Below are 22,238 nucleotides of genomic sequence, written 5' to 3' on the forward strand. Positions count from 1 at the left end.
TTGACATGGGTCTTAGTACTGCCCTGATACGCCGGAAAGGTGCTCGAATGGCAACCAGCAAGACCAAACCCACCGTCAAGGCGACCGAGGAGCCGATCGAGGCCGCGGCGTCGGTTGAGGGCGCGGTTCAGGCGGATGCCGCACCGAAGAGCGCCTCCGCCGCGAAGGCGAAGGCTCCGGCCAAGCGAACCGCCAAGGCGGCGTCCGACGACGCCGCAGGTGAGGAAACGGCTGAGGCGCCCAAGAAGCGCGCAGCGGCGAAGCCCAAGGCGAAGGCTGCGACGGAAGCCGCGAAGACCCCGAAGAAGGCGACCCGCAAGCCCGCCGCCAAGCGGGGCAAGGCTGCCTCCGAGGAGCCTGCGGAAGACGAGGAGATCGAGCCCGTCGAGGTCGAGGACGAGGCCGAAGCAGCCGAGGACACCACCGACGAGGCCGCTGAAGAGTCGGAGGAGACCGTCTCGACCGGCAAGGACGAGGAGCTCCCCAGCGGCGCCATCGTGCTGTCGATGAAGGACGATGAGGACGAGATCCCCATCTACTCCGCGGCGATCACGGGCGCCACGGCTGACCCGGTGAAGGACTACCTCAAGCAGATCGGCAAGGTGGCGCTGCTGAACGCCGCCGAAGAGGTCGAGCTCGCCATGCGCATCGAAGCGGGCTTGTTCGCCGAGGACAAGCTGGCGAACACGCCCAGCATCGACAAGAAGCTCAAGCGAGAGCTGGAGTGGGTCGCCCGCGACGGACAGCGCGCGAAGAGCCACCTGCTCGGCGCCAACCTGCGCCTCGTGGTGTCGTTGGCGAAGCGGTACACCGGCCGCGGCATGCAGTTCCTCGATCTCATCCAAGAGGGCAACCTGGGCCTCATCCGTGCGGTGGAGAAGTTCGACTACACGAAGGGCTTCAAGTTCTCGACGTACGCGACCTGGTGGATCCGCCAGGCGATCACGCGTGCCATGGCCGACCAGGCTCGCACCATCCGCATTCCCGTGCACATGGTCGAGGTGATCAACAAGCTGGCTCGAGTTCAGCGGCAGATGCTGCAGGACCTCGGCCGAGAGCCCACTCCGGAAGAGCTGGCGCGCGAGCTCGACATGACGCCCGAGAAGGTCGTCGAGGTGCAGAAGTACGGCCGCGAGCCCATCTCGCTGCACACCCCGCTCGGCGAAGACGGAGACAGCGAGTTCGGTGACCTCATCGAGGACACCGAGGCGGTCGTGCCGGCGGACGCGGTGGGCTTCACCATGCTCCAGCGTCAGCTCGAGAGCCTCCTCGACTCGCTCAGTGAGCGCGAGGCCGGAGTGATCCGCATGCGCTTCGGGCTCGGCGACGGCCAGCCGAAGACCCTCGACCAGATCGGCGACACGTTCGGCGTCACCCGCGAGCGGATCCGCCAGATCGAGTCGAAGACCATGGCGAAGCTGCGCCACCCGTCGCGTTCTCAGTCGCTGCGCGACTACCTGGAGTAGGCCTTCGTGCGCTATGGCGCCGCGATCGCAATCGGTCGCGTGGTGCGGACGCTCGCCCGGCTGAGAAAGCCGGGGGGCGGCTCCGCCGTGCCCGGCCTCGTCGTCAACCGGATCGCACCGGGATTCCTGCGCAGTGCGCTGAAGGGCTTTCCCGAAGGCCTTGTGATCGTGAGCGGCTCGAGCGGCAAGTCGACGACCACAAAGATGCTCGTCGCCCTGCTGGAGTCGCACGGCGTTCGCGTCTTCACGAATCCCTCCACGGCGAACATCACCCAGGGCCTCACATCGGCGCTGCTCGAACGCGCGGATCTGCGCGGTCGTGTCGACGCCGACATGGCGGTCCTGGAGATGGACGAGGGCCACGGGGCGCTCATCGCGCCGCAGTTGGAGGCCCGGCTCGTGCTCCTGACGAACGTGATGACCGACCAGATCGACCGGTTCCACGATTCCGAGAAGGTGGCCGGGATGCTGCGGCGCATCGCAGAGCGCGCTACCGAAGTCGTCGTGACGAACGGCGACGACGAGATGCTCGAGGCGGAGGTCCTTCCCGGCATCCGCGCTCGCATCGATCGCTTCGGTGTGAGTCGGCGCGTGTTCGAGAGTCTCCCGCGCGGACTCGGCTACACGCGCACCACCCCGGCCCGCATCGAGCAGGGGACCATCGTTGAGGCGGTCAACGGACGCCACACCACGATCGGCACGCCCGCCGAGGCGATCATGGCGACCATGCCGGCCCGTGGCGTGCATTTCGCCGTTGACGCTGCGGGCGCGATCGCCGCAGCCCGCGCACTGCTCGGAGAGCGCTTCGACGCCGAATTGGCGGCTGAGACGCTGAGCGACATCCAGCCGGTCTTCGGGCGCGGCGAGATCGTCACGGTGCGAGGCCGGGAGGTGGAGTTCGTGCTCGTGCAGAACCCGGCGAGCTTCCAGCTGAATGTCGACGAGTTGCCCGAGCGGCTCGACCAGGTGCTGATCGCCATGGGGTCTGATGTGCGCGACCCCTCATACTTCTGGCCGGTCGACGCGTCCCGCATCGGCCGAGTGCAGTACGCCACAGGATCGAAAGCCGCGGAGATCGCGCTTCAACTGGTGTATCAAGGCGTCGCAGTCGATCGTGTCGAACCCGATCTCGGTCGCGCGCTCGACGAGTTCCTCGCGCTGCCCGACCCGGAGAACGGAATCAAGACGGTGATCTTCACAGCCGATTCGATGCGGCGCACCCGCGCTCACCTGGGGCTGCGATGAGCCGCGAGACTTCAATCGGGTCTGCACGCTTCCTCGCACTCGGCGGCGAGCCGCTCAACGTGAACGGCGACGCGGGCAACGCGGTGGTCCTGGCCCAGCGCGCCCGATGGGCCGGCTTCGCGGCAGAGCTGATTCCGGTGGCTCTCGGTGAGGACCTCCCGAAGGGCCGCCCCGACGCGGTGGTGATCGGCACCTTCGGCGACCCCGCCGCAGCGGAGGTCATCGAGCGTCTTCGCCAATGGGCGCAGGCGCTCACCGACTGGCACGAAGACGGTTGTTTCATCATCGCGGCCGGTGCGGGCCTGGATGCGCTCGGAGAAGCAGTGACGGTTGCCGGTCACGAGGTGGAAGGCCTCGGCATCCTCTCGGGACGCGCGACCGCGCTGGAGCAGCGTGTGACCGACGACCTGGTCATCGACTCTGAGAGGTTCGGCCGCCTCGTGGGCTTCGAGAACCACGGCAGGGCGTACCGGAGGGCCACTGGCGAGCGTGCGCTCGGCGCAGTGGTGCACGGGACGGGCAGCGCCGACGGCACTGAAGGCGTGCTCAACGACAGACTGATCGCAACGACGATGCATGGGCCGCTGCTCGCCAAGAACCCGGGCGTGGCCGACCACGTGCTCGCCTCGGTCCTGGGTGACGGCTATACCGCGACCAATGAGCACGCGCGACGCGCTGATGCCATCGCTGCTGATGCCCGCCGCGTCATACTCGCACGCCTCAAGCTCGACCAGCCCGAGAACGCGACGACCGGCCGGCGGTGATCCGCGCGGCCGGTCGTCGACTCGATCCCGGTTGGTCTGTGAACGGCTGGTCGGTGAACGTCGGGTTCAGCGACCTGAATGTCAGCGCTCCTGTTCGACCTCGGCGAGCAGACGATCGGTCTCGTCATGCCACTCGAGCGCCACAGGACGGAGCTTCTGCTCGAACTTCGCAGCGTGGTGAGCGCAGAACGAGAGTTCTCCGCTCTCGAGCGTGACCCGCACATACGCCTGCGCCCCGCAACTGTCGCAGCGATCGAGCGCGGTGAGTTCCGGCCGGGCAGGCAGCTCCGCGATGGCGTCGCCGGTGGTGATCCGAGACATCCTCTGCTCCTTACGACTCGGGGAAACTTGGTTCACCAGTGTAAACACGCCGCGCCCTGGGAACCTGCCTCAACGGGGGCTGTTTCGCTGACCGCGTAGCGCGTGGTCCAGGGTGTCGAGCGAATGCCGAGCCGAGTGGTGATTACGCTGGTTCGGTCACCGCGGGAAACCGCGGACACCCGGCGGACTCCAAGTCCGACTGGGGCGACCACACGACCCGAGGAGAGCCAGTGGCGAGTTCCGACTATTCCGCACGACACCTCTCAGTGCTTGAGGGGTTGGAAGCAGTCAGGAAGCGCCCCGGCATGTACATCGGCTCCACTGACTCGCGTGGGCTGATGCACTGCCTCTGGGAGATCATCGACAACTCTGTCGACGAAGCCCTCGCGGGGCACGGCAACCGGATCGACATCGTGCTGCACGCTGACGGCAGCGTCGAGGTGCGGGATCGAGCTCGCGGCATCCCCGTCGACATCGAGCCCAAGACGGGGCTCTCGGGTGTCGAGGTCGTCTTCACGAAGCTGCACGCGGGCGGCAAGTTCGGCTCGACATCGTACGCGGCCTCAGGGGGCCTGCATGGCGTCGGCGCCTCGGTCGTGAACGCGCTCTCGGAGCGGCTGGACGTCGAGGTCGACCGCGACGGCAAGACGTGGGCGATGTCGTTCCACCGGGGCGAGCCGGGCGTGTTCGCAGACCGCGTCGCACCCGATCCGGCATCCGCCTTCACGCCCTTCGTCTCGAAGAGCGAGTTGCGGGTCGTCGGCAAGGTGAAGAAGGGTGTGAGCGGGTCGCGCGTGCGGTACTGGGCCGACCCCCAAGTGTTCACCAAGGGGGCAGCCTTCCAGCTCGACGAGCTGATCGCGCGTGCCCGGCAGACCGCGTTCCTGGTGCCGGGCCTCGAGATCGTCATCACCGACGAGCGCGGAGGGGCACCGGAGACGCACACGTTCCTGTTCGAAGGGGGCATCTCCGAGTTCGTCGAGCATCTCGCGATCGACGCTCCGCTCACCGACACCTGGCGCATCGTCGATGTCGGCACGTTCACCGAGGTCGTGCCCGTGCTGCAGGAGAACGGGCATATGGTCCCAACCGAGGTGGAACGCGAGGCCCACGTCGATATCGCACTCCGATGGGGCACCGGCTATGAGACGGTCACCAAGAGCTTTGTGAACATCATCTCGACGCCGAAGGGCGGCACGCACCAGGCCGGATTCGAGGCAGGGCTGCTCCGGACCTTGCGCGCTCACGTCGAGGCGAACGCACGCCGACTCAAGGTGGGCAACGACAAGCTCGAGAAGGAGGACGTGCTGGCCGGGTTGACAGCCGTGCTGACGGTTCGTCTGCCCGAGCCGCAGTTCGAAGGCCAGACGAAGGAGGTTCTCGGCACCCCGGCCGTGCGGAGCATCGTCTCCAACGCGATCTCGCGAGGGCTGAAGGAGCGCTTCTCGTCCACCAAGCGCGACGACAAGGCCCAGACGTCGCTGCTGCTCGACAAGATCGTCGCCGAGATGAAGTCGCGGCTCTCGGCGCGCGCGCACAAGGAGACTCAGCGCCGCAAGAACGCCCTCGAGAACTCGACCCTGCCTGCGAAGCTCGTCGACTGCCGCTCCACTGACACCGCATCGAGCGAGCTGTTCATCGTCGAGGGCGACTCCGCACTCGGCACCGCGAAGCTCGCCCGCGACAGCGAGTACCAGGCGCTCCTGCCAATCCGCGGCAAGATCCTGAACGTCCAGAAGGCGTCCGTCTCAGACATGCTCGGCAATGCCGAATGCGCGTCGATCATCCAGGTGATCGGTGCGGGCTCGGGTCGCACCTTCGAACTCGACCAGGCGCGGTACGGCAAGGTCATCATCATGAGCGACGCCGATGTCGACGGTGCGCATATCCGCACTCTGCTGCTCACGCTGTTCTTCCGCTACATGCGCCCCATGATCGAGGCCGGCAGGGTCTTCGCGGCCGTGCCGCCTCTGCACCGCGTCGTCGCGATCAACCCCGGCTCGAAGCCGAACGAGACCATCTACACCTACTCGGAGCAGGAGCTCCGGGGTGTGCTCGCCGATCTCGAACGCCGCGGGCGTCGGTATCAGGACCCCATCCAGCGATACAAGGGGCTCGGCGAGATGGACGCAGAACAGCTCGCGAGCACGACGATGGACCGCCGTTACCGCACGCTGCGTCGAGTGCAGCTGTCGGATGCCGAAGAAGCCGCCCGGATCTTCGAACTGCTCATGGGCAACGACGTCGCTCCGCGCAAGGAGTTCATCATCGACGGCGCCGGCGTCTCGAAAGAACGCATCGACGTCTGAGGTTGCTCTGCGGCCCCAGTGAAGCGGGCCCCACTGAAGCGGGCCCCGGTGAAGCGGGCCCCAGTGAGCGCGCCGCGGTCAACGCCGGAGCGGCAAGAACCGCGGGGTCGAGCGACCCGGCAGGGCACAGCTCGCGGTCGCTTGCACGAGCGTTGCTCTAGCCGATCGCGCGTCCGACCGAGTCGACCACGGCATCCAGCGAGGTGCCCGAAGCGTCTCGACGTGCTCCGGCCTCCGGAAGCGCCCGAGTCGCACCATCAGCGCCCAGCGCACGCGGGGGAGCGATGCCGACCCATGCGAGCCGCAGCCCGCTCTCGCCCTTCAGGAGCGACTGTGCTCGTACGCCACCGGTCGCACGTCCCTTCGCCGGGAACTGGTCGAACGCGCTCACCTTCGCGCGCCCGGCATCCGTGCCATCGAGGGTCGTGGCGGAGTCCGAGACCGTGACCACGACAGTGTCAGCGGCGCTCTCTGCGGGAATCGAAGCGAAGTGGAGGACGCTTGCGTCTGGAGCGAGCTTGATGCCGGCCATGCCGCCTGCGGCCGCGCCCTGTGGTCGCACGGTCGAGGCCGGGAAGCGAAGGAGCTGAGCGTCGGATGTGACGAATACGAGTTCATCGCTGTCGGCGGCATGACCTGCACCGACGATCTGATCGCCGTCCTTGAGCGAGATGCACTCGAACGCAGGCTTGTTGGGGAAGCCGCCAGGAGCGATGCGCTTCACGACGCCTTGGGCGGTGCCCAGCACGACCGGCTCTTCGCGCTCGAGCGAGACCAGTGCCAGGACTCGTTCCCGCTTGTCGGTCAGCGCGAGGTACTCAGCGATCTTGTCGCCGCCTGCGAGAGACACGGAATTGCCGGGGACCGCCGTGAGCCCGATGGGGGAGAACCGAATGATGCGCCCCGCGCTCGTGACCGCGGCGATCTCGCCACGAGTGGTCGTGTCGATGCTCGAGAGCACGGCGTCGTGCCTGCCGCGTCGTGTGGGTACCACGATGCCGGGCGCGCCTTCGGCGGTCGAGACCCGAACCGCCCTTCCCGTGGTGGACAGGAACACACGGCACGGTTCGTCGGCGATCTGCACCGAGGGGGCGTTCTTGCCGGCGCGCGTCGAGGCCTTTGCGGGCGCCTCAGCGAGCAGCGTGCGACGGGGAGTGCCGAACTTTTCGGCGACCTCTTCGAGCTCCGCGGATACCCGCTCGCGGATCAGTGCCGGGCTCCCGAGCAGCGCCTGGAGCTCCTCGATCTCGGCGGCGAGGCGGTCGCGCTCGTTCTCCAGCTCGATTCGGGAGAACTTCGTGAGGCGCCGCAGCCGCAGCTCGAGGATGTACTCGGCCTGCAGTTGGCTGAGGTCGAAGACCTCCATGAGTCGCGCGCGGGCCTGTTCCGCCTCGTCGCTGCCCCGGATGACCTGGATGACCTCGTCGATGTCGAGGATCGCGATGAGCAGGCCCTCGACGAGGTGCAGGCGCTCCTGCCGCCGTGCCAGACGGAACTTGCTGCGTCGCACCACGACCTCGAGACGGTGGTCGAGGTAGACCTGCAGCAGTTCCTTGAGCCCCATGGTGCGCGGCTGGCCGCCGACCAGTGCGACGTTGTTGATGCTGAACCCGTCTTCGAGCGGCGTGTGGCGGTAGAGCTGTTCGAGCACGGCCTCGGGATCGAAGCCGGTCTTGATGCCGATCACGAGACGGAGCCCGTGCTTGCGGTCGGTGAGGTCGGTGACATCGCTGACGCCGGCGATCTTCTTGCTGTTGACGCCGTCCTTGATCTTCTCGATGACGCGCTCTGGACCGACGAGATAGGGAAGCTCCGTCACGACGAGACCGGTCTTCCGCGCGGTGAGTTTCTCGATCGACACTCGGGCTCGCGTTCGGAACGCGCCGCGGCCCGAAGCGTAGGCCTCGCGCACACCCTCCAGTCCGACGATGGTGCCACCGCTCGGCAGGTCGGGCGCGGGCACGAACGCCATGAGCTCCTCGAGCCCGGCTTCGGGGTTCTCGAGCAGATGCCGGGCGGCCGCGATCACCTCGGCGAGGTTGTGAGGGGCCATATTGGTGGCCATGCCGACAGCGATGCCGCTCGCCCCGTTGACCAGGAGGTTGGGGAACGCCGCGGGCAGGACATCGGGCTGCGTGAGCTGGTTGTCGTAGTTCGGTACGAAGTCGACGACATCCTCGTCGAGTCCGTCGGTCATCAGGAGTGCAGCCGCATTCAAGCGAGCTTCGGTGTACCGGGAGGCGGCAGCACCATCGTCGAGCGACCCGAAGTTGCCGTGCCCGTCGACCAGCGGCACTCGCATGGTGAAGCCCTGAGCAAGCCGCACGAGCGCGTCGTAGATGGCGCTGTCGCCGTGCGGGTGGAGCTTGCCCATCACCTCGCCGACGACTCGCGCCGACTTCACGTGGCCGCGGTCGGGCCGCAGGCCCATCTCGCTCATCTGGTAGAGAATGCGGCGCTGCACGGGCTTCAGCCCGTCGCGAGCGTCGGGCAGTGCTCGCGAGTAGATGACCGAGTATGCGTACTCCAAGAAGGAGGTCTGCATCTCCGTCGCTACGTCGATGTCTTCGATGCGTTCGCCGAGCACGGCGGATTCGGGTGTTTCGGCGGCAGTCATAGGATTGCCAACATGTTACCGGCGCGGCATTCCGAGCGGCTGCGTCTGGCCGATCTCCTTCCGGCGTGTCTCACCGCCATCGTCGATGGAACCGGCCCCCTGGCGGCACTCCCGGTGCGCAAAGCGGTCGTCGTCGTCATCGATGGGCTGGGCGCCGAGGCGCTGCAAGCGAGGGCGGGTCACGCGCGCACCCTGTCGCGTGCGCCGCGGCTCGAGCGCGCCGAGAGCGGTTTCCCGACCACGACGGCCGCAGCCCTCGCCTCGCTCACGACCGGCTCTCCCGCCGGCCAGCACGGCATGGTCGGCTATCGGGTGCTCGACCCGCAGCACGACAGGATGCTGAACCAGCTCAACGACCTCGACCAGGTCGACCCGTCGACGTGGCAGCGCCGCCGCACAGTGTTCGCCGCGGCATCCGATCACCATGTCGCGCCGTTCGCGATCGGGGCGCGGAAGTTCGCCTCGAGCGCCTTCACCCGGGCGGTCCTTCGTGGGGCGCAGTATGCGGCTTCCGATTCGCTGCGAGGCCGCTTCGACGCTGCACGCGAACTCTTCGATCGCCACGACCGAGCCCTCGTCTACCTCTACATTCCCGAGCTCGACCAACTGGGGCATTCGTCGGGGTGGGAGTCCTCCGCCTGGCTGGAGCAGCTCGAAACGGTGGATGCGGAGCTCGACGGATTCTCGCGGCTGCTTCGCGCGGACGAGGGAATGCTCGTGACCGCCGATCACGGGATGATCGACGTGCCCGCCTCCTCGCATGTGCTCTTCGACGCCGAGGCAGCACTCGTCGACGGCGTGCGCCATGTCGGGGGAGAGCCCCGATGCCTGCAGCTCTACCTCGAGCCGTGGGAGGACGCGACCGCCGTGGCCGAACGGTGGCGAAGCGCGGAAGGCGACCGCGCCTGGGTCGTCACACGCGAGGAGATCGTGCGGGCCGGCTGGTTCGGAGAGACGGATGCCGAGGTGCTGCCGAGAATCGGAGATGTGCTCGTCGCAGCACGAAAGCGTGTCGCGTACTACGACTCACGCGATGAGCGCTCGATGCGGGGCCGCTCGATGATCGGTCAGCACGGATCGCTCACCAAGGAGGAGCTCGAGGTGCCGCTCGCTCGTTTCGGAGCCTTCGCCGGCTGACGGTGGGCAGCGATCGCAGGCGACTCCCGGCCGGAGGTCAGGCGGGATCGTCGTCGGATCGTGCGCCGAACACGATCTCGTCCCAGCTCGGCATGGCGGCGCGGCCCTTGCGAGGACGCTGCGGGGCAGAAGGCTCCGCCTCGGTCTGTTGCGGCAGCGGCTGGGTCTGAGTGCGCACATTGGGGTCTGAAGCGCTCGCGGAGGGCGTTTCCCGGGCGTCGGCCGGTTCAGTGACGCCTTCGCTCGCTCCGAATTGATCGAGAGCGACTTCGACGAGACGGATGCCGCGGCCGGGCGACGATTCGCTCGGCTCCGGCTCGTACTGTGCTGCCTCTCGCTCTCCGCGACGTCGGCGGAGCGCTTCGAGCAGATCCGCGGTTTGGCCGGGAGTCGCGGTCGAGGCGCTTGGCACCTCCCGACGTTCTCCGAGCCGTGCGACCGCAGCGTGCTGCGGGCGCGTCGGCTCCGGGGGCAGTGCTACCGGCTCGATCGTGACGGCGCCGTCGCTCTCGTGGCGTGTGACCGCGAACGCGGCGCTATCGAACCGGGTCTGGTCGGTTCCACGATCGTCCGCGCCGACCGCCCGCAGTCGGGGGATGAGCATGTCGGGTGCCGGGCCCTGCTGCGAGAGAGCTGTGGCGTCGCTGTTCAGCGGAGCGAGCGCCGACTTCCGGGGCTCGAAACGCCAACGCGCGTCGTGCTCGATCGTTTTGACCGTGAATGACAGCTTGACGACCCAGCCCTCTGGTTCCTTCCAACTCGACCAGCGCGGCTGCTCCGCAGACATGTGGTTGAGACGCTCCGCGATGACGCTCCCGAACGTCGGCCCTTCGCCGAGGGGCTCCGAGTCCTCCGCAGTATGAACCGGCACGGCCAGGGCGGACTCGACGATGTACTGACGCTCAGCGATGACGGGCGTCTCGAAGCGCTGCACGTACTCGATCGGCGCACCGGTGAGGTCCGCGACCTCTTGGCCCGAGAGCCCGCTGCGGATGTGGGCTTGGATCTCCCGTGGCGAGACGTTATGCGACGGGCGTGGAATCGGTGAAGCCTGCTTCAGGCGCGAACGCAGCGTTTCATCGACCGCGAGACGGAATCGGGTGCCTTCCTGCGAGGTGAGCAGGAGTGAGCCGTCTTCGGCTCCGATGACTCTGAGGTCTTGCATGCTGGCGTGTCCTCCGGCTGGGATCGTCCCCGAAAGGATCGCATGCGATCCGCCTCAGACCCGGGAATACGGCGGGCGCGCCGTGAGTTCACCCCTGCAGCAGAACGCGCCGTCAGGCCGTTTTGCAAATGCATGCGAAGTGATGCAGACTGTGCCCGCCCTATTGCAGGCCAGTGATCAAGAAGTGGATGGGAATGGCAACCGACTACGACGCCCCGCGCAAGAGCGACGACGAATCCGAGTCGATCGAGGCGTTGAAGGAACGCGTGCCCGACAAGATGTCGGGGGTTGTGGATGTCGATGACGCCGACAACCCGGGCAGCTTCGAACTCGCGGGCCAAGACCTCTCCGACGTCGAGCTCGACGTCGTCGTTCTGCCGCCGCAGGCCGATGAGTTCACCTGCGTGAACTGCTTCCTCGTGAAGCACCGTTCGCAGCTCGACCACGAGACCGACCTCGGACCGATTTGCAAGGAGTGCGCGGCCTGATCCCAGGCCGCTCGTTCAGGCCGCGGTCTTCGCTCCGGCGATCGCCGCGGCCACTTCCTCCGGACGCCGGGTCGACAGCAGCCAGTACGGCACGGGGTCGTGCTCGTCGAGCACCTCGACGCGCACGACGGGCGACACCCAGCCCCGCACCATCAGCCAGGCCCGTGCATCCAAGCCGGGACCGCGCTCGTGTGTCGCTTCGTCACCGTAGAACGAGCGCACCTCGCCCGTGAGCGAGATGGGGATCCTTGCGCTGCCGGCCCGGAGTTCGTCTGGGGCGACCTCGATGGTGGGGGAGGCGGCGATGAGCAGCACGACGCATCCGGCATAGAGCACCACGGCAGTCGCCACACCGACACCAACGTTGATCGGCATGAAGAGCAGGATCGTGGCTGGGATGACGAGCGCGCAGGCCAAGTAGATCCAGGCGCTTGGCCACAGGCGTTCTCGGTAGAGCGTCATACGGGTATTCGACCAGATCTAGCTGAACGCTGCTCGGCAGTGCGCCAAGCCCCTCCTGCACTAGCCTCGATGCGTGACAGAAATCGTCGATGTGCTCTTCAAGGGCTCGCACATGCCGGAATACGCCCACCCGGGCGATGCCGGCGCCGACCTCATCTCGACCGAGCGGCTCGTGCTCGCGCCCGGGCAGCGGGCGCTCGTGCCGACAGGCTTGTCGATCGCACTTCCCGAGGGCTTCGCCGCGTTCGTCGTGCCGCGCAGTGGACTCGCGGCGCGGCATGGCATCACGGTGGTCAACAGTCCAGGCACCGTCGACGCCGGCTACCGAGGCGAGATCAAGGTGACACTGCTGAACACCGACTCCTCCGAGCCCTACACGGTAGAGCCCGGCGACCGCATCGCGCAGCTGATCGTCATGCCGGTGCCGCGCGTGCGCTTCGTCGGGGTCGATGAGTTGCCCGAGAGCGTGCGAGGCGCGGGAGGGTTCGGCTCGACCGGCTACGCCTCGGCGGCCTCGGCACAGACTGGAGACACTGCATGAACGACACCCCGGAGCAGGCGCTCGAGCACGAGGACCTTCCCGTCGAGCACTCGAAGTCGGCGCCGGAGGACCGCAGCGTCGCGGGCCCGCTCGACGCCGACGAGGCCAACGCGGTCCGACCCTACGTCGACCTTGGCGGCGTGAAGATCGTGCCGCGGCCCGAGTTGCAGTTGAGGCTCGAGGTCGAAGAGGGCACCAAGCGAGTGGTCGCCGTGGGGCTGGACTACGCGGGCTCCACTCTTCAGGTGCAGCCCTTCGCCGCACCCCGGTCGAGCGGGCTCTGGCACGAGATCCGTGCGCAGATCGCAGATCAGATCGCGAAGCAGGGCGGCAAGGCGACCGAGCGCGAGGGCACCTTCGGCCCGGAACTGCTCGCCGAGATCCCCATCGTCGCCGGCGGCAGCGAGACCGGCCGGCGCATCGCCCGCTTCATCGGTGTCGACGGACCTCGATGGTTCCTCCGCGGTGTCATCGCGGGAGAAGGCGCGGTCGACGAGCAGGCTGCCGAGAAGATCGAAGACCTCTTCCGCAGCATCGTCGTCGTGCGCGGCAACAGCCCCATGCCTCCCCGCGACCTCATCCCACTGCACATGCCGGCGACGACTCCCGGCGCGGTGGGCGAGACGGAGTGAGCGTTCCAGCATGACCGCCGAGCCCCAAGGCACCGGTAGCGAAGCGAGCACGCCGGAACAGGTCGCCGCCGCGCTGGAGACGGCTGCGCGCAAGTCCGGCATCGCCAAGGTGGAGCCGGGCGAGGCCCCTTCGGCGCGGGCTCTGCTCGCGGCTGTAGGCGGAGTGCGGGGACTGATCGAGACGATCGTTCCCGGCGCGATGTTCCTCGTCGTGTACACGCTGAACTCGGAACTGGTGCCGTCGGTCGTCGCTCCGTTCGTCGTGGCGCTCATCTTCGTCGGCATCCGCCTCGTGACCCGCACACCGGTGAGCAGCGCTATCGCAGGCGCGGTCGGTATCGCGCTCTCTGCCGGCGTTGCGCTCATGTCGGGCCGCGCAGAGGACAACTTCGTGCTGGGGTTCTTCGTCAACGGCGGCGCGATCGTGCTGCTGCTCGGGAGCCTGCTGGTGCGGTGGCCGCTGATCGGACTGATCATGGGAGCACTGTCCGGCGATGCACTCCAGTGGCGTGAGCAGAAGGCGAAGTACCGGGTCGCTGCCGTGACGACTCTGCTCTGGACGTGCGTCTTCGCCGCTCGCTTGATGGTGCAGCTGCCGCTCTACTTCACATCGCAGACCGAAGCGCTTGCGGTCACCAAGCTCGTGATGGGCGTGCCGCTCTACGCGGCGACGCTGTGGATCACGTGGCTGCTCGTGCGCCGCGCGTACGAGCGTGTGGCGGCGGCCGACTGACGTGCTCGGCTGCTAAGATTTATCTCGACATCAAGATATTTCATCGATGGATGCCGTCCGGCTCCTGGGCGCGTCGGCATTCGCGGGAATAGGCTTGAGGGTGCTGAGCCGGCAGGGCTGCAGGTGCCATCGGGACTACGTCAGCAAGGGAGACATCAGTGTCCGCAATCAACAGTTTCGGCGCGAAGGACACCCTGCGCGTCGGTTCCACCGACTACGAGGTGTACCGGCTCGACAAGGTCGCCGGCTACGAGCGGCTGCCGTTCAGCCTGAAGGTGCTGCTGGAGAACCTCCTCCGCACCGAAGACGGCAAGAACGTCACCAAGGAGCAGATCCAGGCTCTCGGCTCGTGGGATGCCGCGGCCGAGCCTGACACCGAGATCCAGTTCACCCCCGCCCGTGTGGTCATGCAGGACTTCACCGGTGTTCCCTGCATCGTCGACCTCGCCACCATGCGCGAGGCGATGGTGGCCCTGGGGGGCGACCCCGAGAAGATCAACCCGCTGGCACCTGCTGAGCTGGTGATCGACCACTCGGTCATCGCCGATCTCTTCGGCACTCCCGACGCGCTCGAGCGCAACGTCGAGATCGAGTACCAGCGCAATGGCGAGCGCTACCAGTTCCTCCGGTGGGGTCAGACCGCGTTCGACGACTTCAAGGTCGTCCCCCCGGGCACCGGCATCGTGCACCAGGTCAACATCGAGCATCTGGCCAAGGTGACCTACACGCGCACTGTCGACGGCGCGCTGCGCGCGTACCCCGACACCTGCGTGGGCACCGACTCGCACACCACCATGGTGAACGGGCTCGGCGTGCTGGGCTGGGGCGTGGGCGGCATCGAGGCAGAGGCGGCGATGCTCGGCCAGCCCGTGTCGATGCTCATTCCCAAGGTCGTCGGGTTCAAGCTCAAGGGTTCTATCCCGGCCGGCGTGACCGCGACCGACGTCGTGCTCACGATCACAGACATGCTTCGCCGGCACGGTGTGGTGGGCAAGTTCGTGGAGTTCTACGGCGAGGGCGTGGCCCAGGTGCCCCTCGCGAACCGCGCGACGATCGGAAACATGAGCCCCGAGTTCGGTTCGACTGCGGCGATGTTCCCCATCGACGACGTCACGCTCGACTACCTGCGGCTCACCGGGCGGAGCGAGGAGCAGGTCCAGCTCGTCGAGGCGTACTCGAAGCTCCAGACCCTCTGGCACGACCCCGCGGTCGAGCCGGTCTTCAGCGAGTACCTCGAGCTCGATCTCGGCACCGTGGTGCCGTCGATCGCGGGCCCGAAGCGTCCACAGGACCGCATCGAGCTCACGAACGCGAAGACGCAGTTCGAGCACGACCTCACCAACTACACGACCGTCGTTCACGATCTCGTCGACCTCGAGGTGGCGGAGTCGTTCCCGGCATCCGACCCGCCCGGAAACACGCCCGAGAACGAGCACAGCGAGCACGTGCACACGCATCGCAGCCACGCCCCGAAGACGGTGTCGCAACCGGTTGACGTGCACCTGGCGACGGGCGAGCAGTTCGTCATCGACCATGGGGCGGTCACCATTGCGGCGATCACCTCGTGCACGAACACCTCGAACCCTTCCGTGATGCTCGCGGCTGGCCTGCTCGCACGGAACGCGGTGAACAAGGGCCTGAAGGCCAAGCCCTGGGTGAAGACGACGCTCGCGCCGGGCTCGAAGGTCGTCACCGACTACTACGAGAAGGCGGGACTGACCGACGACCTCGAGGCCCTCGGCTTCTACACGGTCGGGTACGGCTGCACCACCTGCATCGGCAACTCGGGCCCGCTGGCCGACGAGATCTCGGCTGCGGTGAACGAGCACGATCTCGCCGTCACCGCAGTGCTGTCGGGCAACCGCAACTTCGAGGGGCGCATCAACCCCGATGTGAAGATGAACTATCTCGCCAGCCCGCCGCTGGTGATCGCGTACGCACTCGCCGGTTCGATGAACTTCGACTTCGAGCGTGATGCGCTCGGCACGGATGCCGATGGCAATGAGGTGTACCTCAAGGACATCTGGCCCGACGCCTCCGAGGTGCAGCGCACGATCGACGAGTCGATCGACACCGACATGTTCCGCACCCAGTACGCCTCGGTGTTCGACGGCGACGAGCGTTGGCGGTCGCTGCCCACGCCGGCGGGCTCAGTGTTCGAGTGGGACGCGGAGTCGACCTATGTTCGAAAGCCTCCGTACTTCGACGGCATGACCCTCGAGCCCACTCCTGTGCGGGACATCACCGGCGCACGGGTGCTGGCGAAGCTCGGCGACTCGGTGACGACCGACCACATCAGCCCCGCTGGGTCGATCAAGGCCGACAGCCCGGCCGGTCGCTACCTCACCGAGCACGGAGTCGACCGCAAGGACTTTAACTCCTACGGCTCGCGCCGCGGCAACCATGAGGTCATGATCCGAGGCACATTCGCGAACATCCGCCTGAAGAACCTGCTGCTCGACGGCGTCGAGGGCGGCTACACGCGTGACTTCACGCAGGCCGACGGTCCGCAGTCGTCGATCTACGACGCTTCGGTCAACTACCAGGAGCGGGGCATTCCGCTCGTGGTGCTCGGCGGCAAGGAGTACGGTTCGGGATCCTCTCGCGACTGGGCGGCCAAGGGCACCAGCCTGCTGGGCGTGAAGGCGGTCATCACCGAGAGCTTCGAGCGCATCCACCGTTCGAACCTGATCGGAATGGGCGTCGTGCCGCTGCAGTTCCCTGCAGGCGAGAGCGTCCAGTCGCTGGGTCTCGACGGCACCGAGATCATCTCGATCTCGGGGCTGGAGGCGCTGAACGAGGGCGTCACCCCGAAGACGGTGCGCGTCGTCGCAGAGCCGAGCGAGTTCTCACCGGCCGGCAAGCAGACCGTGGAGTTCGACGCCGTCGTGCGCATCGACACTCCTGGTGAAGCCGACTACTACCGCAACGGCGGCATCCTGCAGTACGTGCTCAGGAGCCTCGTCTAGGGTTTCTCGAATGACCCTTCTCGAGACCATCAACGGTCCTCGTGATCTCGACGGACTCTCTCCCGCGCAGCTCACACAGCTCGCGGGAGAGATCCGCCGGTTCCTCGTCGCCGAGGTGTCCAAGACCGGGGGACACCTCGGCCCGAACCTCGGCGTCGTGGAACTGACGATCGCCATCCATCGCGTGTTCCACTCCCCGGATGACGCCATCGTCTTCGACACCGGCCACCAGAGCTACGTGCACAAGCTGCTCACGGGCCGTCAGGACTTCAGCAGACTGCGGCAGGCAGGCGGACTGGCCGGCTACCCGCAGCGCTCAGAGTCGGAGCACGACATCGTCGAGAGCTCCCACGCGTCGAGCTCGCTGAGCTGGGCCGACGGCATCTCTCGCGCCTACGAGATGACCGGGCAGGACGGCCGCTGGGTCGTCGCCGTCGTCGGCGACGGTGCGCTCACCGGCGGCATGACGTGGGAGGCGCTCAACAACATCAGCGACGACAACAGCCGCAATCTCGTCATCGTCGTCAATGACAACGGCCGTTCGTATGCGCCCACCATCGGCGGGATCGGCAGGTTCCTCTCCAGCGTGCGCACACAGCCCACGTACCGCGAGCTGCACCTGAAGTCCGAGCGGCTCGTCGCGAAGCTCGGAAAGCCCGCTCGCGCGCTCTACCGAGGCATCCGCGGCGGCACGCACGGCTTCCTCGCGCGATTCACCAACAACAAGGCGCTCTACTCCAACCTCGACATCAAGTACATCGGTCCCGTCGATGGGCATGACCTCCGCGCGATGCAGGAGGCGCTCCGGCAAGCGCGCAACTATCGCGCACCGGTCATCGTGCACGCGATCACGCAGAAGGGCAGGGGCTACGAGCCGGCTCTCGCCGACGCCGCCGACCAGTTCCACGCTGTCGGTCAGATCGATCCGATCACGGGCGAGCCGGTCGAGCAGGCGAGCAACCCGTCGTGGACCTCGGTGTTCGCCGATGAGGTGCTGGCCCTCGCCGAACGGAACCCGCGCATCGTGGGCATCACCGCGGCGATGCTCCGGCCGACGGGCCTCCACAAATTCGCCGCCCGGTTCCCCGACCGAGTGTTCGATGTGGGCATCGCAGAGCAGCACGCCGTGACGTCGGCCGCCGGGTTGGCGTTCGGCGGGCTCCATCCGATCGTCGCCATGTACTCGACCTTCGCCAACAGGGCCTTGGACCAGGTGCTCATGGATGTCGCGCTGCACCGCGCGGGAGTCACATTCGTGCTCGACCGCGCCGGTGTCACGGGGCCCGACGGGCCGAGCCATCACGGCATCTGGGATCTCGCCCTGCTGCAGGTCGTTCCCGGCATCCGGATCGCGGCGCCGAGAGATGCCGAACAGCTTCGTGAGCAGCTGCGCGAAGCCGTCGCCATCGATGATGGTCCGACCGTGGTGCGCTTCTCCAAGGGCAGCGTCGGCGGCGAGAGCTCGGCCGAGCGTCGTACGCACGACGGGGTCGATGTGCTCCGTGAGGCGAGCCAGAAGGACGTGCTCATCGTCGCGATCGGCCCGATGGCTGCGCTGGCGATGGATGTCGCGCAACGCGTCGCGGCGCAGGGGATCGGTGTCACGGTGCTCGACCCGCGCTGGGTCGTGCCGGTACCCAAGAGTGTGATCGAGTTCGCTCGTGAGCACCGCCTGCTCGTATCGATCGAAGACGGCATTCGAGTCGGGGGCGTGGGCACTCGCATCCGTCAAGATCTCCGCGCCGCCGGCGTCGACACAGCCGTGGACGAGCTCGGTCTGCCCGACGAGTTCATCGAGCACGCCTCGCGCGAGGAGATCCTCGAGCGGGCTGGCCTCACCGCGCAGCGCATCTCACGCGATATCGTCGCGCAGGTGCTCGGCACCAAGGTGCCGTTCGCGCGGCCGCTCCCGCCGGTGATCGTCGAACCGGTGCAGCAGCACCAGCATGACTGACAACGCCCGGCGGGAGCCGCCGGCTCAGTCGGCGTTATCGTCTCCCGCCACCCCGCGGATCGGCGGGTGGTGGAAGGTGTCGCCGAACGCGCGTTGCGAAGCACCGACACGGTCGAGGTAGGGAGTCGCGCCACCCATCTGGAACGGCCAACCGGCGCCGAGCAGCAGGCACAAGTCGATGTCCTCGACCGCCGAAACGACCTTGTCGTCGACCATGCGCTTGATCTCGTCGGCGAGGCCGTCTTCGATGCGTCTGCGCAATTCGTCAGCCGACATGGCGCTCTTGCCGCCCGAGACGATCTTGCGGGCTGCCTTGTCGATGCCCTTGATCCTGCCCTTCGAATCGCGTTCGAAGATCCGACCGTGCTCCGCTAGCCTGTGCAGGTTCTCGCTCTCGTAGAAGCGATCAGGGAACGCAGCGTGGTGGGTGTCGAGTACATGCGCGCCGACCTTCAGCCCGACGAGTTCCAGCAGCTCGAACGCTGTCATGGGCAGCCCGAACGGCGCGACTGCCTCGTCGACGGTCTCGAACGGTGTGCCGGTATCGACCGCATGCATGGCCTCGCCGAGCAGTTTGGCGAGCAACCGGTTCACCACGAACCCCGGCGTGTCGGCGGTGATCACAGCGGTCTTCTTCAAGGACTTGGCCGCGGCCATGGCCGTCGCGAGCACGGCGTCATCGGTCTGAGGAGTCTTCACGACTTCGATCAGGGGCATCACGGCCACCGGATTGAAGAAGTGGAACCCGACAAGGCGCTCCGGGTGCTTGAGCTTGGTGCCGATCTGCTCGACCGAGAGCGATGACGTATTCGTAGCGAGTACGGCCTCCGGCGAGAGGAACGGCTCGACCTGCTCGAACACTGCCTGCTTCACTTCGAGCTCTTCGAAGACAGCCTCGATCACCCAGTCGCAGTCAGCGAAGTCGGCCTTGTTCACCGTGCCGGTGATCAGCGCCTCGAGGCGGTTCAGCTCATCGGGGTTGATCTTGCCCTTCTCCCGGAGTTCAGCGAGCTCGCCCTTGATCCGCTCCACGGCCTGGTCGACGCGTTGCTGGTCGAGGTCGGTGATCACCACCGGAACCTGCATGCGGCGGAGGAAGAGCAGGGCGAACTGACTCGCCATGAGGCCCGCTCCGATGATCCCGATCTTGGTGACGGGACGCGCGATCGCGGGATCGGGAGCGCCGGCCGGGCGCTTGGCACGCTTCTGCACGAGATTGAACGCGTAGATGCTCGCGCGGAACTGGTCGCTCGCGATGAGCTCGGCAAGAGCCTCGTCCTCCGCGGCGAAGCCGGTCGCCTTGTCGCTGTTCTTCGCCGCTTTCATCAACTCGAGGGCCTTGTACGGCGCCTTCGCTACGGTGCCGATGCGCGATTCGAGGGTCTTGCGCGCGATGGAGATCGCGGCATCCCATTTCACGGTGCGCTCGACCATGCCTGGCTCGTTGGGGCGCTTCACCTTGAGCTCGCCCGAGAGCACCCGGTCGGCCCAGGCGATCGAATCCTCGAGGAAGGTCGCCGGAGGGAACATCGCATCGGCAATGCCGAGTTCGAGTGCTTGGGGACCGCGAAGAAGCCGGTTGTTCTTCAAAGGGTTCTCGACCACGACCTTCAGCGCGTTCTCGATACCGATGAGATTCGGCAGCAACCACGCCCCGCCCCAGCCGGGAATGAGGCCGATGAAGACCTCGGGCTGCCCGACCGCAGGAGCGCTGCTGTCGATGGTGCGGTAGTCGGCGTTCAGTGCGATCTCGAGTCCGCCGCCGAGGGCGAGACCGTTGATGAAGGCGAACGATGGAACTCCCAGCTCGCTGAGGCGACCGAACGTGGCGTGGCCGAGCCGCGCCATCTGGCGCCCGGTCTCCAGATCGGGAATCTCCTGCACCTTCGAAAGGTCGGCGCCCGCCGCGAGGATGTACGGCTTGCCGGTCAGGGCCACCCCGTGGATCTCGCCGGCGTCGGCGCGCTCCCTGAGGGTGTCGAGCACCGAGGCGAGCTCGAAGAGGGTCGCGGGCCCCAGTGTGTTCGGCCGTGTGTGGTCGCGTCCGTTGTCGAGCGTGATGAGCGCGAGTGTCTTTCCGCTCGCCAGCGCCACATCGCGAACGAACGAGTGAGTCACGACCTCGTCCTCACCGAGGCCCGAGAGCCGGTCGTACTCAGCGGTCATGGTCTGCGTCATCGCTTCTTCCGTCCGTTGTAGTGGGGGTTCTCCCAGATCACCGTGCCGCCCTGCCCAAGGCCCACACACATCGCTGTGAGGCCGTAGCGCACGTCGGGGCGCTCCTCGAACTGACGCGCCAACTGGATCATGAGGCGCACGCCCGAGGAGGCGAGCGGATGTCCGACCGCGATCGCGCCACCCCACGGGTTGACGCGTGCGTCATCATCGTCGAGACCGAAGTGATCGAGGAAGGCGAGAACTTGCACGGCGAACGCCTCGTTGAGCTCGAACAGCCCGATGTCGTCGATCGAGAGACCCGCCTTGCGCAGCGCCTTCTCCGTGCTCGGCACCGGCCCCAAACCCATGATCTCGGGGTCCACACCCGCGAAGGCGAAGCTCACCATGCGCATCTTCGCGGCCAGGCCGAGCTCTCGCGCCGCCTCCGAGCTGGCGATGAGCGACACGGTCGCGCCGTCATTGAGCCCCGAGGCGTTGCCTGCCGTGACGCGGCCGTGCGGCCGGAACGGGGTACGAAGGTCCCCGAGGCCTTCAAGGGTCGTCTCAGGTCGCATGGCCTCGTCGCGCGTCGCGAGCCCCCATCCCTCTGAGGTGCGGATGGCGACGGGGACCAGGTCGGGCTGGATCTTGCCGGCGTCGTACGCCGCTGCGGTCTTGTGCTGGCTCGCTGCCGCGTAGCGGTCGGCCCGTTCCTTCGTGAGGTGCGGATAGCGGTCATGGATGCGCTCGGCGGTGACGCCCATGTTCAGCGCTTCAGGGCTCACCATTCGCTCGGCGACGAAGCGCGGGTTCGGGTCTGCGCCGCTGCCCATCGGGTGGTGCCCCATATGCTCCACCCCGCCCGCGATCGCGATGTCGTAGGCGCCGAACGAGATTCCTCCGGCCACCGCAGTCACTGCGGTCATGGCGCCCGCGCACATGCGATCGATCGCGTACCCCGGCACAGAGCGAGGCAGTCCAGCGAGGATCGCCGCACTGCGCCCGATGGTGAGGCCCTGATCGCCTTGTTGCGTCGTCGCCGCGATCGCGACCTCGTCAATGCGGTCCTTCGGCAACTGCGAGTTGCGCTCCAGCATGGCGATCATGGCTTTGACCACCAGGTCATCGGCACGCGTTTGCCAGTACATGCCCTTTTCGCCGGCCCTGCCGAAGGGCGTTCGCATCCCGTCTACGAAGACGACATCGGTTCTCTCGGCCACTTTGCCTCCTGCATCAGTCGATCTGCCGATTGTAGAGAACGCGTATGACCCGCCAGCA

General features: G+C 67.0%; 17 protein-coding genes and 1 pseudogene. 11 read left to right on the plus strand and 7 right to left on the minus strand.

Annotated elements, in window-relative coordinates:
- Positions 1 to 5 precede the first annotated feature (5 nt).
- From QF206_RS03405 to QF206_RS03415, 3 genes are read left to right on the plus strand one after another with little or no spacing between them, the layout of a single operon-like run.
- The gene (locus tag QF206_RS03405; protein WP_281487783.1) at positions 6 to 1,466 is read left to right on the plus strand and encodes an RNA polymerase sigma factor; all 1,461 of its coding nucleotides are present in this window, start codon (positions 6 to 8) and stop codon (positions 1,464 to 1,466) included.
- A 6-nt stretch (positions 1,467 to 1,472) separates the two neighbouring features.
- Positions 1,473 to 2,711, plus strand: a complete 1,239-nt coding sequence (locus QF206_RS03410) for a Mur ligase family protein (RefSeq protein ID WP_281487784.1) — start codon at positions 1,473 to 1,475, stop codon at positions 2,709 to 2,711.
- On the plus strand, positions 2,708 to 3,475 hold the full coding sequence (locus tag QF206_RS03415) for a hypothetical protein (protein ID WP_281487785.1): 768 nt from the start codon (positions 2,708 to 2,710) through the stop codon (positions 3,473 to 3,475). Before QF206_RS03410 ends, QF206_RS03415 begins: the two co-directional genes overlap by 4 nt.
- A gap of 81 nt (positions 3,476 to 3,556) precedes the next feature.
- Here the strand turns inward: QF206_RS03415 and QF206_RS03420 are convergent, their stop codons facing one another.
- On the minus strand, positions 3,557 to 3,796 hold the full coding sequence (locus QF206_RS03420) for a DUF7455 domain-containing protein (protein ID WP_281487786.1): 240 nt from the start codon (positions 3,794 to 3,796) through the stop codon (positions 3,557 to 3,559).
- A gap of 230 nt (positions 3,797 to 4,026) precedes the next feature.
- Here QF206_RS03420 and QF206_RS03425 point away from each other — a divergent pair, with 230 nt between their 5' ends.
- Positions 4,027 to 6,105, plus strand: a complete 2,079-nt coding sequence (locus QF206_RS03425; RefSeq protein ID WP_281487787.1) for a DNA gyrase/topoisomerase IV subunit B — start codon at positions 4,027 to 4,029, stop codon at positions 6,103 to 6,105.
- Between the two features lie 11 nt (positions 6,106 to 6,116).
- Here QF206_RS03425 and QF206_RS12460 read toward each other — a convergent pair.
- Positions 6,117 to 6,233 (minus strand): annotated as a pseudogene (locus QF206_RS12460) (pentapeptide repeat-containing protein); the annotation flags it as partial.
- Between the two features lie 29 nt (positions 6,234 to 6,262).
- The gene (locus QF206_RS03430) at positions 6,263 to 8,722 is read right to left on the minus strand and encodes a DNA gyrase/topoisomerase IV subunit A (protein ID WP_281487788.1); all 2,460 of its coding nucleotides are present in this window, start codon (positions 8,720 to 8,722) and stop codon (positions 6,263 to 6,265) included.
- A 12-nt stretch (positions 8,723 to 8,734) separates the two neighbouring features.
- On the opposite strand from QF206_RS03430, the gene QF206_RS03435 reads away from it, so the two are divergent.
- A complete protein-coding gene (locus tag QF206_RS03435) occupies positions 8,735 to 9,859 on the plus strand; it encodes an alkaline phosphatase family protein (protein ID WP_281487789.1) in 1,125 nt (374 codons plus the stop codon).
- Positions 9,860 to 9,896: 37 nt separating this feature from the next.
- Here QF206_RS03435 and sepH read toward each other — a convergent pair whose 3' ends face one another.
- Positions 9,897 to 11,024: a septation protein SepH gene (gene sepH / locus QF206_RS03440; protein ID WP_281487790.1), complete on the minus strand. Its 1,128-nt coding sequence runs from the start codon at positions 11,022 to 11,024 to the stop codon at positions 9,897 to 9,899.
- 194 nt (positions 11,025 to 11,218) lie between these two features.
- On the opposite strand from sepH, the gene QF206_RS03445 reads away from it, so the two are divergent.
- On the plus strand, positions 11,219 to 11,512 hold the full coding sequence (locus tag QF206_RS03445) for a DUF4193 domain-containing protein (protein ID WP_281487791.1): 294 nt from the start codon (positions 11,219 to 11,221) through the stop codon (positions 11,510 to 11,512).
- Positions 11,513 to 11,527: 15 nt separating this feature from the next.
- Here QF206_RS03445 and QF206_RS03450 read toward each other — a convergent pair whose 3' ends face one another.
- Complete coding sequence (locus tag QF206_RS03450; RefSeq protein ID WP_281487792.1) at positions 11,528 to 11,974, minus strand: DUF3093 domain-containing protein; 447 nt, start codon at positions 11,972 to 11,974, stop codon at positions 11,528 to 11,530.
- Between the two features lie 112 nt (positions 11,975 to 12,086).
- Here QF206_RS03450 and dut point away from each other — a divergent pair, with 112 nt between their 5' ends.
- The 5 genes from dut to dxs all read left to right on the plus strand — a co-directional run bounded on the left by dut (position 12,087) and on the right by dxs (position 18,803).
- Positions 12,087 to 12,515: a dUTP diphosphatase gene (gene dut, locus QF206_RS03455; RefSeq protein WP_422785354.1), complete on the plus strand. Its 429-nt coding sequence runs from the start codon at positions 12,087 to 12,089 to the stop codon at positions 12,513 to 12,515.
- Positions 12,512 to 13,147: a DUF3710 domain-containing protein gene (locus QF206_RS03460; protein ID WP_281487794.1), complete on the plus strand. Its 636-nt coding sequence runs from the start codon at positions 12,512 to 12,514 to the stop codon at positions 13,145 to 13,147. The genes dut and QF206_RS03460 overlap by 4 nt, the downstream gene beginning before the upstream one ends.
- A gap of 10 nt (positions 13,148 to 13,157) precedes the next feature.
- Positions 13,158 to 13,880 carry a DUF3159 domain-containing protein gene (locus QF206_RS03465; protein WP_281487795.1) on the plus strand — a complete coding sequence of 241 codons (723 nt, stop codon included), beginning with the start codon at positions 13,158 to 13,160 and terminating at the stop codon, positions 13,878 to 13,880.
- Between the two features lie 158 nt (positions 13,881 to 14,038).
- Entirely contained in the window at positions 14,039 to 16,849 is a 2,811-nt protein-coding gene (acnA, locus tag QF206_RS03470; protein WP_281487796.1) for an aconitate hydratase AcnA, read from the plus strand.
- 10 nt (positions 16,850 to 16,859) lie between these two features.
- Positions 16,860 to 18,803: a 1-deoxy-D-xylulose-5-phosphate synthase gene (gene dxs / locus QF206_RS03475; protein WP_281487797.1), complete on the plus strand. Its 1,944-nt coding sequence runs from the start codon at positions 16,860 to 16,862 to the stop codon at positions 18,801 to 18,803.
- Positions 18,804 to 18,827: 24 nt separating this feature from the next.
- Here the strand turns inward: dxs and QF206_RS03480 are convergent, their stop codons facing one another.
- Together QF206_RS03480 and QF206_RS03485 are read right to left on the minus strand one after the other, a co-directional pair.
- Positions 18,828 to 20,981 (minus strand): 3-hydroxyacyl-CoA dehydrogenase NAD-binding domain-containing protein, encoded by a 2,154-nt coding sequence (locus tag QF206_RS03480; RefSeq protein ID WP_281487798.1) that lies wholly within the window; start codon positions 20,979 to 20,981, stop codon positions 18,828 to 18,830.
- Complete coding sequence (locus tag QF206_RS03485) at positions 20,978 to 22,180, minus strand: thiolase family protein (protein ID WP_281487799.1); 1,203 nt, start codon at positions 22,178 to 22,180, stop codon at positions 20,978 to 20,980. Before QF206_RS03485 ends, QF206_RS03480 begins: the two co-directional genes overlap by 4 nt.
- Between the last annotated feature and the right edge of the window lie 58 nt (positions 22,181 to 22,238).

Origin of the sequence: Ruicaihuangia caeni, assembly GCF_029952955.1 — a bacterium.
Lineage (GTDB): Bacteria > Actinomycetota > Actinomycetes > Actinomycetales > Microbacteriaceae > Ruicaihuangia > Ruicaihuangia caeni.